The sequence below is a fragment of the Streptomyces sp. NPDC051183 genome (assembly GCF_040682455.1).
Lineage (GTDB): Bacteria > Actinomycetota > Actinomycetes > Streptomycetales > Streptomycetaceae > Streptomyces.
Genome location: NZ_JBFBBA010000027.1, coordinates 25,564 through 39,517, shown reverse-complemented (window position 1 = coordinate 39,517; position 13,954 = coordinate 25,564). Strand labels below are relative to the sequence as shown.

Sequence of the window (13,954 nt, the reverse complement as noted above, 5' to 3'; positions counted from 1 at the left end):
GCGCCGAGCTTAGTCTCTCCCCTTGCCGCTCACAAGGAGACCCGCATGCGCCCGACCGATCCCGTCTCCGGCCACGGGGCCGGCACGCAGCACGACTTCGCCGCGTACGGACTGCCCGGCGAACCCGGTACCGATGCGTTCTGGGCGGCCGCGGGAGCACCCGTGTCACTGCCCGCCTCCGAGGCCGAGAACGGCGACGGCTGGGTGACGTTGTTCCTGTGGCGCGGCTCGCCCGCGCGCATCGGTTTCGAGAGCTGGTCGGAGCCGGTGCCCCTGCGCCGATGGGGCGACACCGACTGCTGGTACGCCGAGGTCCGCATGCCGCAGCGGCTGCGCGTGACCTACCGGTTCCTCGCGGGAGCCGCGGCGCACGCCGACCCGTTCAACCCGGCCGGCGCGGGCGGCGACCGGTCCATCGCCTCGACCCCCGACGCCCCGCCCCAGCCGCACTGGCCCGTCATCGGCGCCGGCGCCGACGTCACCGACTACGTACTGCCCGTCCCCCGCACCCGCGTCCGCTGGAGCAGCGAGCGGCTCGGCGGGCGGCGCACGGTCCGGGTCCACCCGGCGGGCGGCGGCGGACCGGTGGTGCTGCTGCTCGACGGGGACGACTGGCTCTACCTGCACCCGGCCACGGCCGCGTTCGACTCGGCCGTCGCCAGTGGCGAGATGCCCCCCGTGACGCTCGTCTTCCTGCCGACGCGGGACCGGGAGGCGGAGTTCGGGTGCCGGCCCGAGCTGTGGGAGGCGGTGCGGGACGAGCTGCTGCCGCTGGTGGCGGCCACCGGCCTGCCCGCGGACCGGGACCGCCTGGTCGTCGCCGGGCAGAGCCTCGGCGGGCTGAGCGCGATGTACGCGGCGCTGGAGTTCCCGGAGCTGGTGTCCCGGGTCGCCTGCCAGTCGGGGTCGTTCTGGTGGACGCCCGGCGCCCCGGACCTGGCGGACCCCATGGCCGGCCCGGTCGGCGGCGCCATCGCCGCACGCCTGCGGGACCGCCCCGACCTCTCAGGCCTCCGGGTCGCCTTCGACGTCGGGGAGCACGAGACCCGCATGCTGCCCCACTGCGAGCTGACCGAGGCCCTGGCCCGCCGGGCCGGTGCGACCGTACGCGTCTCGCGGTCGCCGTCGCACCACGACCGGGCGGGCTGGCGGCACGCCCTGCTCAGGGACGTCGCCTGGGCCCTCGGCCAGTGCTAGTGCCGGTGCCTTCGGGTCAGCGGGCCACCGCCAGGCAGTAGTCCCCGTCGGTGGCCAGGAGGTTGCGGTGGGTGTCCTCGGCGGTGATGACGCCCTCGTCCAGGACGAGGACACGGTCGGCCGCGTCCAGCAGGGCCGGACTGCTGGTGATCACGACGGTGGTGCGTCCCCGGCGCAGCCGCGCGACGTTGCGCGCGATGAGCTGCTCGGTGACCGCGTCGACGGCGGTCGTCGGGTCGTGCAGGACGAGGATGCCGGGGTCGGCGGCGAGGGCGCGGGCCAGCGAGAGCCGTTGGCGCTGCCCTCCGGAGAGGTTCGCGCCGCGGTCGCGGACGCCGTGGTCGAGCCCTTCGGGGTGCAGGGCGACCACATCGGTCAGCATGGACGCCTCGACTGCCTCGGGCACCGTCCGGCTGGTGCCCGACGGGTCGATGTTCGTACGGAGGGTGCCGGCGAAGATCTCCCCCTCGTACGGGTTCACCAGCATGTGCTCGCGGACCGCCTCGACCGACAGGTCGGCGAGGCCCTGTCCGCCGACCCGCACCTCGCCCTCGTACGCCTCGGGCGGGACCCTCACGGCCAGGACCGCGGCGAGGTCGGCCGCCGCGCGCGGCTGGTAGGCGGCGACCGCGACGAACTCGCCCGAGGACACCTGGAACTTCAGCGCGCGCAGCGCCCCGTACCGGACGCAGTCGATTTCGAGGTCCCCGCCCTCGGCAGGGCGCTCCGTCCCCGGGGTCGTCACCGGTGGCGCGGCCAGCACCAGCGCCATCCGCTCGGCGGACGCGCGCGCCATCATCACGTACTTGGGCATGTCCGAGAACATCTTGAGCGGCTCCATGATGAACTGCCCCAGCCCGACGGCCATGACGAGTTCACCGACGGTGATCCGGCCGTTGAACGCCAGCCAGCCAGCCGTCAGGGTCACGGCTGCGGCGAGGGCGGCATTGAGGAGCATCGCGGTGCCCGCGTACGCGCCGTTGACCACGGCCACGGTGATCGCCTGGTGCTTGGCCTCCGTGCTGACCTTCCGGTAGGAGCGGAACGCCGCGTGGTTGCCGCCGAAGCCGTGCAGCGGGCGCAGGCCCGTGATCAGGTCGGCCACCTTCGCGCCCGCCCGGGCCACCCGGGCCTGCTGTTCGCGGGTGCTGGAGCCGATCCGCCGGGACATCACGCTCAGGACCGAGAGGATCGCGACGGTCCCGGCGATCACCAGCAGGCCGAGGCGGATGTCGGCCAGCCCCAGCGCGACGGCCGCGACCAGCACCGCGACCAGTGAGCTGATCAGCAGAGGCACCACCTCGATGATGTCGGCCGTCTGGTCGGCGTCCTCGGTGGCGATGGTCAGCACCTCGCCGGACTTGAGGTCGACGTCCCTGGCCACCGGCTGGAGTCCGCAGTCGGCGACCCGTACCCGCCAGCGGTGTGCCTCGGTCGTGTTGGCCTTCTGCAGGATGCGCATCCCGAACCGCCACGACAGCGACACGGTCGTGATGATCACGGCCAGCGCGGCGATCGACAGGGCGAGTGCGCCGGGGCTGCGGTCCTGCATCGTGTGCTCGACGATCAGGCCGAGCGCGATGGGGAAGGCGGTCTCACCGGCCTGGTACAGGCCCATGAGGACGGTGCCCCAGACCATGGCGCCGACGTTGCGGCGCAGCGCGGTGCGCAGGATGTCGGACCCCGGGCGGGGCCGCTGCGTGTCAGGAGTCTTCATCGAGGTGGCGGGCAATCGCTTCCGGGGTCCGCAGGGTGAACAGATCACGGATGGTGATCACAGGACCGTACTCCCGGCGGAGCAGCCCGATCAGCCGCACCGCCAGCATGGAGTGCCCCCCGAGGGACACGAAGTCGCCCACCGCGCTCACCTCTTCGTCGTCCAGGTCCAGTGCCTCCGCGAAGAACTCGCAGACCACGGTCTCGGTCCCGGTCCGCGGGCCGCGCTCCCGCGCCGTGGTCAGCGCGCCGAGCGGCCTGGCCTCCGGCAACGCCTGGGTGTCCGCCTTCCCGTTGACCGTCAGCGGGATGGCGTCGACCTGTGCGTAGTGCGTCGGACGCAGGAAGTCCGGCAGCGCGGCGCCCACTTCGGCGGCGACCGCCGCCAGGTCGGCGCCGTCCAGTACGAGGTAGGCGGCCAGCCGGTACGTGCCGTCGACCTGCGGGTCGGGCTGGGCGACCGCGGCGGCGAAGCGCACCGCCGGGTGCGCGGCGAACGCGGCCTCGACCTCTCCCGGTTCGACCCGGTGTCCCCGGATCTTGACCTGTTGGTCGGTGCGGCCGAGGTACATCAGGTTCCCGTCGGGCCTGCGCGCCACCAGGTCCCCGGTGCGGTACATGCGCTCGCCGGGTGCGCCGAACGGGCAGGCGACGAACCGGTGGGCCGTCCGGGCGGGCTGCCCGAGGTAGCCGCGGGCGATGCCGATGCCCGATACGTACAGCTCACCGGGGACCCCGTCGGGCAGCGGGCGCAGCCACGGGTCCAGCACGTACACGTCGGTGTTGTCGATCGCCACGCCCACCACCGGGTCCTGGCATTCGAAAGTGCCGACGCCGAGGGTGTTGATCGTGTACTCGGTGGGGCCGTAGAGGTTGTAGCCGGCCGTCCCCTTCGTCTCGGCGAGGCGCTGCCACAGCGTCGGGGTGACGGCCTCGCCGCCCAGCAGTACCAGCGCGGGCCGCCGGTCCGGGTCGTCGAGCAGGCCCTCGGCCACCAGTTGCTGCGCGTAGGTGGGGGTCACGTTGATGACGTCGATCCCGTGCTCCAGGCAGTACTCGACGAGGCGGGGGGCGTCACGGCGCAGTTCCTCGTCGCAGATGTGCACCTCGTGGCCGTCGGCGAGCCACAGCAGTTCCTCCCAGGACATGTCGAAGGCGAACGACACGGTGTGGGCGATCCGGAAGACCCGGTGGCCGTGGTCCGCCAGCACCGGCTCGAAGATCCGGCGCTGGTGGTTGATCAGCATGTTGGTGAGTCCGGCGTGCTCGGTCACCACGCCCTTGGGCCGCCCGGTCGATCCGGAGGTGTAGATCGTGTACGCGGGGTGCCGCAGGCGGTCCGGGTCGTCCGGCGCGAACGTCACGAACGGCTCGGCCCCGGGGAGGGGCCGGTCCAGCTCGATCAGGTCGCCGGTGAGGCGGGGCGACACCGCGCTCACGGTGAGGACGAGGTCGGGGCGGGCGTCCGCGACGATCGCGGCGATCCGCTCGTCCGGGTGGTCCAGCTCAAGCGGCACGTACGCGGCGCCCGTGCGCAGTACCGCGAACAGCGCCACGATCGAGTCGATGGAGCGCGGGATCGCGAGCCCCACCGTCGTCCCGGGGCCGATTCCGCGCCGGACGAGGACGCCCGCCACCGCGCGGCTGCGGTCCCGCAGCCGGGCGAAGGTCATGGTCGAGCCGTGGGCGACGAGCGCGACCCGCTGCGGGGAGCGGTCCGCCGCCCGGTCGAACCGGTCGACCACGGTGTCCGTGCCGACGTCCGTACGCCCGGTGGTCCCGGGCGTCGGTGCCAGGCCGCGCAGCGCGCCCAGCGGGCCGCTCGCCCGGGCGAGTTCGGCGAGTACGCGCACGTAGTCGTCCAGGAGCCGCCGGGCGCCCTCCGGGTCGTCGTCCCGGTACTCCAGCTTGACGGTGAGCCGCTCGCCGGGCGTGACGACCCAGGTGAAGGGGTAGTGCGTGGAGTCGTCGGCCCGCACTCCGGTGATGCCGTGCCGGGCGTTCATCTCGGCGAACGCGTCCATGTCCAGGAAGTTCTGGAGCACGAACAGGTTGTCGAACAGGGTGTCGTGTCCACCGGCCCGCTGGATCTCGCCGAGTCCGAGGTGCTCGTGCTCCATGGCCTCGACCCTGGCAGCCTGTACGGCCGACAGGTACTCCCCGACCGTGTCGCCCGGGCGGGCCCGCGTCCACATGGGCACGGTGTTGAGCAGGACGCCGACGATGCCGGACAGGCCCTCGCCCTCGCGGCCGGAGACGGTCACTCCGAACACGGCGTCACCGCGGCCGGTGCGTGCGCCCAGCAGGAGGCCGAAGGCACCGGTCAGTACCGAGTTCAGCGTCACGCCGTGCGCCCTGGCCGATTCCCGCAGCAGGTCCGACTGTTCGGCGGTGAGCGTGTGCAGGAGGGTGCCCGGGAGGCCGTCGGCCAGGGCCGGCGCCGGTCCGGCGAGCAGCGTCGGACCCGCGAGGCCGCTCAGGTGCCGGGCCCAGAACCGTTCCGATACGGCGGGGTCCTTGGCGTCGAGGGCCCGGGCGTACTCCTCGAAGCCCGGTACGGCCGGGGTCGGGGCCGTCAACCCGCCCGCCACCGCAGCTTCGTAGGCTTCGAACAGGTCCCGCAGCACGATCTCGCGGGACCAGCCGTCCCAGAGCAGCAGGTGGTAGCTCAGCAGCAGGCCGTCGCGGCCGCCGGGCAGGCGCACCACGGTCAGCCTGATCAGCGGCGGCTCACCGGGGTCGAACCCGGTGTCCCGGTCCCGGGCGAGCAGGGCGTCGACCTCGGCGTCCGTGGACAGCGTGAGCGTGCGGACGTCCACCCGCCGGCCGGCCGCGAGGACCTGCACGGCGTTCCCGTCGTCGTCGGTGGTGAAGCCGGCGCCCGCCACCGGGTGGCGCGCGATCACCCAGGCCATCGCCTCGGCCAGCGCGTCGGTGTCCAGGCGCCGGTCGAAGGTGAACCAGCTCTGGGCGACGTAGTGTCCGGCCGGTCCCGCCAGTTGGGCCTGGAAGTACAGGCCGCGCTGGAGCGGGGTGACCGGCGCGGTGCGCTCGGCCGTCGCGGCGGCGTCCGCGATGCGTTCCAGTGCGCGCAGCCAGTGCCCGGTGATCTCGTCGGGGACGCCCTCGGCGAGGGTGAAGGCCGCGTGCAGGCTTCCGGTGGCCGCGTCGGTCCAGGCGTTGACCTCGACGGCATACGGGCTTGCCTGATCGCTGCCGGTGATGTGCGGGGCCTGTGACTCGCCGCTCCGGCCGAGGTAGTTGAACAGGACCTGCGGTCGGGCCTCCAGCAGCGGGGCCGTCTGCGGGTTGAGGTACCTGAGCCCGCCGTAGGCGAGGTGCGCGCGCTCGTCCGGCAGGCGTGCGGCGACCTCGCGGGCCGCCGCGACGGGGTCGGTGTGCGCCGTGAGCCGCACGGGTGCGATGGAGGTGAACCAGCCGACGGTACGGGTGTAGTCGTGGTGTTCCTCCACCGGGACCCGGCCGTGCCGCTCCAGCTCGACCGCGAGGTCGGTGGGCGCGGGCTGGACGCGTGTCAGCGCCGTGCGCAGCGCGCCGCACAGCAGCTCGGTGGGACCGATGCCGAGTGCGGCGGGCGCGGTACGGGTCACGAGGTCGCTCACCGCGGCCGGGAGCACCACCGTGGTCTGGCGCAGCCGCCCGACGGCGGGCAGCAGCGGGGGCGCCTGGAGCGTGGTGACCCAGTGCCCGAGGTCTTCGGTCGCGTGGGCGGACCGGTACGCCAGCGCCTGCGCGTACTCGGCGTACGGGGTGGTCGGCGGGGCCGGGGGCGTACCGCGCATGGCGGCGGCCAGGTCGTCCAGCAGGACCAGCCAGGACACCGAGTCGACGGCGAGGTGGTGCACGGTGACCACCAGGGTCCGGCAGGCCTCCAGCCACGAGAACGCGATGACCTCCCCGGCTTCGGGGTCGAGCCGTCCCGCGGCTTCCTCGGCCGCGGCCGTCGCGTCGGGCGCGTCCGTCCGTACGACGGTGACCTCGCGGGCGGGGTCGGTGCTCAGTGCCCACACCCCGTGCTGGACGCGCAGCCGCAGCCGCAGGACCGGGTGTGCGGCCACGACGGCGCCGGCGGCGCGCCGGGCTTCGGCGAAGCTGGTGCCCTCGGCCGCCACCAGCGTCCTGGCCTGGGCGAACCGGGCGAGGGAACCGCCCAGTTCGCGCTGGCGCAGGATGATCGGCGTCGGTGTCAGCGGACCGTCCTCGTGGACGGCGGGTACGGGCGGCGGCTCCGCGGCCCGCGGGGCGCCCGCATCGAGGTGCTCGGCGAGGGCGCGGGGGGTCTTGAGCAGGAACACGTCCCGTGGAGTGATCGCGAGGCCGAGCGCCCTGGCCCGGTTGACCACGGTGATGGCGAGGATGCTGTCGCCCCCGGCCCGGAAGAAGTCGGTGTCGCCGTCCACGGCGATGCCGGGCAGCGTCGCGGTGAAGATGCCGGCCAGTGCGGTGAGCGCGGAGCCGGTGGCGGCAGGCGCCGGGGCCGCCGGGGTGTCGTGCCGTGCGGCCCGCTCGGCCAGGGCCCTGCGGTCCAGTTTGCCGTTGACCGTCAGCGGCAGGGCCTCGACGGGGAGCACCCGGCCGGGCACCATGTGCGCGGGCAGTTTCGCGGAGAGGGGGCCGGTGAGGTCGGTGTCCTCGCCCGGGACCCGGCGGACGACGTGCGCGACCAGGTGGTCGCCGCTGTCGGCCACGGTGACGGCCGCGTCGAGGACGCCGTCGAGTTCCCTGATCGCGGACTCCACCTCGCCGAGTTCGATGCGGAAGCCCTTGAGCTGCACCTGGTCGTCGGCGCGCCCGGCGAACTCCAGCTCGCCGTCGAGCGTACGGCGGGCCAGGTCGCCGGTGTGGTACATGCGGGAGCCGTCGCCCGCGAACGGGTCCGCCACGAACCTGCCGGCGGTGAGCGCCGGCCGGCCCAGGTAGCCGAGGGCCACCTGGTCACCGGCGACGTAGACGGCGCCCACCCGGCCCGGCGGCACCGGACGGAGCCGGTCGTCGAGCAGGTGGGTGACCAGGCCGGGAATCGCGGTTCCGATCGGGCCGCCGGCGCTGCCGTCGGGGCCGTCGGGGCCGAAGTCCCTTTCGGTCAGCACCCGGTGGGTGACGTGGACGGTCGTCTCGGTGATGCCGTACATGTTGACCAGTTCCGGCGAAGCGGTGCCGTGCCGCTCGACCCAGCCGCGCAGCCGCCCGAGGTCCAGCGCTTCGCCGCCGAAGACGATCCGGCGCAGCGCCGGGAGCGGCTCGCCCGCCTGCCGGTCGGCCTCGATGAACCGGTGGAAGGCCGACGGGGTCTGGTTGAGCACGGTCACTCCGTGTTCGCGCACCAGCCGGTGGAAGTCGACCGGGGAGCGCGTCAGCCCGTATTCCGGCACGAGCAGTCGACCGCCGTGCGCCAGCGCCCCCCACAGCTCCCAGACCGCGAAGTCGAAGGAGTAGGAGTGGAACTGGACCCACACGTCCCGCGGGCCGAAGTCCATGTCGGGCCGGGTGTTTTCGAGCAGCGTCACCACGGCGGAGTGCGGGACGACGACGCCCTTGGGCCTCCCGGTCGAGCCGGACGTGTAGATCACGTAGGCGGGATCGTGCCGGCCCGCCCCGCCGCTCGCCGGGGGCGGCACCGCGGTGTCCCGCGGCGGCTCCTCTCCTTGCACGAGCACGCGGGCCGGTACGCCCGCCCGCGCGAGCAGGCGGGTGAAGCGGTCGCGCTGCCCGGGGCCCACGAGCACGACCTGCGGGGCGGCGTCCGCGAGGATGAACTCCAGCCGCTCGTCCGGGTAGTCCAGGTCCAGTGGTACGTACGCACCGCCCGCGGTCACGACGGCGACCACGGCGACGACCTGCTCGACGGAGCGCGGAACGGCGATGGCCACGCGCCCGCCCGGCCCGACTCCGGCCGCGCGCAGCATGGCCGCCAGCTCGTCTTTCATGCGGGCCAGTTCGCCGTAGCCGACCGATCGGGTGCTGCCGTCGAGGGCGCACTGGGTGACGGCGGTGGCCGCCGGGTCGCGGCGCGCGGCGGCGTCGAAGAGCGCGCCCAGGGTCGTCGGGGCGATCCGCGCGGGAGGCCGGGCGTCCTCGGGGGCCAGGGCGTCGACCGGGGCGTCCGGGCGGGTGAGCAGGGCGGTGAGGGTGCGGGTGAAGGTGTCCAGGACCGCCCGTGCGCCCGGCTCCCGCAGCAGGGCGCCGTCGTAGATCAGGTTGAAGCGCGGACGGCCGTCGGGGGTGCGCTCCACCACGAGGGTCAACGGGTAGTGCGGGGCGCCCTCGTTCACGATGCCCGTGATGGCGAGGGTGTCGTCCGGCCGCCGCAGGCCCGCCACGTCGGTCGCGACGTCGAAGACGACCAGGGTGTCGAACAGCGGGCCGGCGCCGGCCTGTCGGCTGACGGCCGCCAGCGAGACGTGCTGGTGCGCCTGTACCGCGCTCTGGTGTTCGCGCACCGAGGCGAGCAGTTCCCGGGCCGTGGTCTTCGGGGCCCACCGGGCGCGTACGGGGACCGTGTTGATGAACAGGCCCACCATGTCCTCGATGCCGGGCACGTCCGCGTCGCGCCCGGACACCGTCGAGCCGAACACGACGTCCCTGCCGTGCAGGAGGCCGCCCAGTGTCACCGCCCAGGCGCTGTGCACGGCCACGCTCAGCGGCACGCCCGCCGACCGGGCGGCATCCTCGATGCCCTCCTCCGGCTCCACGGCGGTGTCGGCGAAGCGGTCGGACGGGGTGTGGCCCTCGGCGACGAGCGAGGGGCCGGGGAGCTCGGCGAGCTGTTCGCGCCACACACGGCCGCTCTCGGCCGCGTCGCGTCCGGCCAGCCAGCGCACGTAGTCGGTGAAGCCGCCGAGCGGGTACCCGGTCCCCGGGGCGTGGTACTCGGCCAGCAGCGCGCGGAGCATCGGCGGCACCGACCAGCCGTCGGCGATGATGTGGTGGACGGTCTGCACCAGGACGCTGCGGCCGGCGCCCGCGCGGATGAGCGTGTACCGCATCAGCGGGCCGGTGGCGAGGTCGAACCCCGCGCGGCGGTCCCGCTCGGCGAGGTCGCGGATCTCTTCGCCGGTGATGCCGGGGCGGTCCAGGACGGTGAACGGGGCCTGTACGCCGTTCTCCAGTACGCAGACCACGCGGCCGTCGGCGAGTGCCGTGAACCGCGCGGCCAGGTTGGGGAACAGTGCCAGCAGCCTGGTGGCGGCCGCCGCGAGCCGGTCGGGGTCCACCTCTCCGTCCAGCGTCAGGAGCTGCTGCTCGACGTAGCTGCCCGCGGAGTCGTCGTCGAAGACCGAGTGGAAGTACAGGCCCTCCTGCAGCGCAGTGAGCGGCAGGACGTCGCGCAGCGCCGGGCCGTCCAGGTCGTCGACGTCGGCCTGGGTGAGCGCCACCAGGCCGAAGTCGCTGGGCGAGTGGCCGCCGCGGTCGAGTGCGGCCAGTCCGGTCAGGGCTTCGCGGAAGTACCCGCCGATGGTCGCGGCGTCCTCGTCGGTGAGCAGCCCGTCCGGCCAGGAGATGGTGGTGACCAGCTCGTACGCGCCGCCCCGGGCGGGCTCGGCCATGGCGTTGAACTCCAGGGCGCGCGGCAGGCGCATCCTCGGGTCGCGCCGCTCCCCCAACTGGCCGGTGGTGCCCGTGAGTTCCCAGTCGCCGGACGTTCCGGCATCGAAGCGGCCCAGGTAGTTGAACAGCACCTGAGGTGCGGGCGCGTCGAACCCGGAGCCGCCCAGGTGGCGCAGGGCGCCGTAGGGCAGGCCGTTGCCCGGCACCCGGGCGAGGTCCTCCTTGACGGCCTTGAGGGCGGCGGCCAGGTACGCGGGAGCGGTGAGGTCGGCCGCCTCGCCGGGGTCCACGGTCACGGGGAACAGGGTGGTGAACCAGCCCACGGTCCGCGACAGTTCCGGCTCGAAGCCGGCGGCGTCCGCGAGGAGGTGCCCTTCGCGGCCGTGGCCCTCAAGTTCGACGTGCGCGAACGTCTGGTCCTGCCCGAGGTCGCGGCGCCACCGGACGAGGGTGACGGCGAGGGCGGTCATCAGCACGTCGTTGACGCCCGCGTGGAACCTCGCGGGGACCTCGCCCAGCAGCGCGGCCGTGACATCGGCGCCGACCGACACGGTCGTCGCCCGCTCCCGCTCGACGGTGTCGGCCTCGGACAGCCCGCGCCGGCCCACCGGGGCGTCCGCCCCCGGCAGGTGGCGCCCGAAGTGGGCCCGGTCGGCGTCGAACGCGGCGCGCTCCAGCAGCTGGGTCCAGCGCCGGAACGACGTGCCCACCGGCGGCAGTTCGATCGGCGCACCCGAGGAGAAGTGCCGCCACGCCGTGGCGAAGTCCTCCATGAGGATCCGCCAGGACACGCCGTCGACCACCACGTGGTGGACGGCCACGACCAGTTGCCGTGCCCCGCGGCGCCAGACGGCACGCAGCATCACGCCCTCGTCCGGGTCCAGCCCGTCGGCGGCGAGTGCGACGCACTCGTCGAGCGGCCGGTCGCTCTCCTGCCAGGCCGCTACGGTCCGGTCCGCTACGGTCCGGTCCGCCGCCGGGACGTCGAAGCTCCAGCGGTCGCCGCGTACGAGCTTGGCGCGCAGCATGTCGTGCCGTGCGACCAGGGCGGTGAGGATCGCGCCGAGGGCGTCGGCGGTCAGGTCCACGGGGGTGTTCAGCACCACGGACTGCACGAAGCCGTCGATCGCGTCCGTGGTCTCGCCGAGCCACCGCACGATGGGCGATCCCGCGACCGGGCCCGTCGCGATGTCCTCGTGGTCCTCGGTGGCGGCGCCCGCACGGCCGGCCACCGCCGCGAGAGCCCCGAGGACGCTGTTGGTGAAGATCTGCCGCGCCGTGACGTGGAGACCCGCGGCGCGTAACGCGCTCAGCAGCGAGATCGCCAGGATGCTGTCTCCGCCGAGCAGGAAGAAGTCCTGGTCGGCGCCGACCTCGTCCAGTCGCAGCAGCGCCACGACGGCCGCGCACACCAGGCGCTCGTTCTCGGTGGCGGGCGGGACGTGGGGTCCCGTTCCGATCTCGGGTTCCGGCAGCGCGCCGCGGTCGAGCTTGCCGTTCGCGGTGAGCGGGAACTCCTCCATCACCACGATGTGGGCGGGCACCATGTACTCCACCATGTGCCCGGCGGCCCATTCCCGGACCTCCTGCGCCCGCAGGTCCGCGGCTCCGGCGGCCGGGATCACGTACCCCACCAGGTAGGTGCCGCCGGCCGCGTTCTTCCTCGCGACGACGCAGGTGTGCCGTACCGCGGGGTGCTCCGCGAGGGCGGCTTCCACGTCCTCCAGCTCCAGCCGCATGCCTCGGATCTTGATCTGGTTGTCGGCCCGGCCGAGGAAGTCCAGCGAGCCGTCCGGGGCGAAGCGGGCGAGGTCGCCGGTGCGGTACAGCCGGGACCCGTCCCCGGCGAAGGGGTCCGCGACGAACCGGGAGGCCGTCAGGCCGGGTGCGCCCGCGTAGCCGCGGCCGAGGAGGAAGCCACCGACGTACAGCTCGCCGCCGACGCCGACCGGGACCGGGCGCAGTTCGTCGTCCAGGACGTACAGCCGGGTGTTGGGGTTGGGTTTGCCGATCGAGGTCGACAGGCGTTCCGCCGCGCCCCGGTAGACGACGTGCGAGACGCCGATCGTCGTCTCGGCCGGGCCGTAGCCGTGGTACATCGGTATGTCGAGCCGGGTGCGGAACCGCTCGTACAGCTCCGGGGTCAGGACCTCGCCGCCGCACCAGACGTGCCGAAGGCTGTTCAGCCGCCCGGAGTCGCCCGCGATCTCCAGCAGTACGTCCAGCATGGACGACACCAGGTACGTGAAGGTGACGCGCTGCTCGGCGATCACGCTCAGCAGGTGGTGCGGGTCGCGTTCGCCGCCGGGACGCAGGACGACCAGTCGGCCGCCGCACACCAGGGGCAGGAAGATCTCGTTGATGGAGATGTCGAACGACAGCGGGGCCTTGAACAGTGACGCGTCGTCGTGGCCGAAGCCCAGGATCTCGTCGACCTGCCACAGCAGGCGCTCGCTGATCGCTTCGTGGCGGATCATCGCGCCCTTGGGCCGGCCCGTGGATCCGGACGTGAAGATCACATAGGCGAGGGATGCGCCGGGGGCGGTGATGCCGGTGCCCTCGCCGGGGTACGAGCCGAACCGCCAGTCGCCGAGGTCGACGGCCACGGCTTCGGGTTCGGGTACGGGTTCGTCCTCCCGGTCGGGCTCGGCCGCCGGGCCGCCGAGTTGCAGGACGACGCGGGCGTCGTCGATGACGACGGCCCGGCGCGCGGCCGGCCAGTGCGGGTCGAGCGGCACGAAGGCGGCCCCGGCCTGGAGCACGGCCAGGAGTCCGACCACCATCTCGGCGGAGCGGTCCAGCGAGATGCCGACGACCTGTTCTGCGGTGATTCCGCGCTCGATGAGGTGGTGGGCCAACTGACCGGAGAGTGCTGCCGCCTGGCCGTACGTCAGCGACCGGTGCTCGTCGACGATGGCGACGGCGTCCGGCCTGGCGCGCGCCTGCTCGCGGAACATCTCCACGACGGTCGGGCGGACCCGGTCCGCACGGGTGTCGTTCCACTCGGCCAGGGTCGCGATCCTCGCCGCCACGCCGGACGGACCGATGGTGCCGATGGTCCGGTCCGGGAAGTCGGCCAGGTCGTCCAGCGCGAGCTGCGCGTCGGCCCGTACGACGCCTTCGGGGACGGCGATGGCCCGGCCGTCCGCTCCGTCCGCTCCGTCCGCTCCATCCGCTCCGTCCGCGATCACCGGCCAGTCAGGCGCCCCTGCTCCGCCGTTGTCGACCCATCCGAGGACGTCGGCGAACAGGGTGCCCGCGCTGAGCTCCAGGCCGTCGGGGCTCCGGCCCGTCGCCCAGAACGACAGCGCGATGGCGCACGATGCGGCGATGGCCCGGTCGGAGTGGTCCCCGGTCCGTCGGCGCACGCCGGCCAGGCGCGCGGGAGACAGTCGCACGAGACGAGCGGTCGGTTCCGTCATCGAAGACTCAACGCCCCTTCAGTGTCTGTACGTCGGCCCACCCGGGTCCG

3 protein-coding genes are annotated in these 13,954 nt (G+C 73.7%); 1 reads left to right on the top strand and 2 read right to left on the bottom strand.

The window, feature by feature from the left end:
- The first annotated feature begins 45 nt into the window (after positions 1-45).
- A complete protein-coding gene (locus AB0M99_RS23335) occupies positions 46-1,197 on the top strand; it encodes an alpha/beta hydrolase-fold protein (RefSeq protein WP_365923388.1) in 1,152 nt (383 codons plus the stop codon).
- A 16-nt stretch (positions 1,198-1,213) separates the two neighbouring features.
- On the opposite strand, the gene AB0M99_RS23330 is transcribed toward AB0M99_RS23335, so the two are convergent.
- Both AB0M99_RS23330 and AB0M99_RS23325 read right to left on the bottom strand, forming a co-directional pair.
- Entirely contained in the window at positions 1,214-2,914 is a 1,701-nt protein-coding gene (locus AB0M99_RS23330; protein ID WP_365923386.1) for an ABC transporter ATP-binding protein, read from the bottom strand.
- Complete coding sequence (locus tag AB0M99_RS23325; protein ID WP_365923384.1) at positions 2,901-13,904, bottom strand: amino acid adenylation domain-containing protein; 11,004 nt, start codon at positions 13,902-13,904, stop codon at positions 2,901-2,903. The genes AB0M99_RS23330 and AB0M99_RS23325 overlap by 14 nt, the downstream gene beginning before the upstream one ends.
- Between the last annotated feature and the right edge of the window lie 50 nt (positions 13,905-13,954).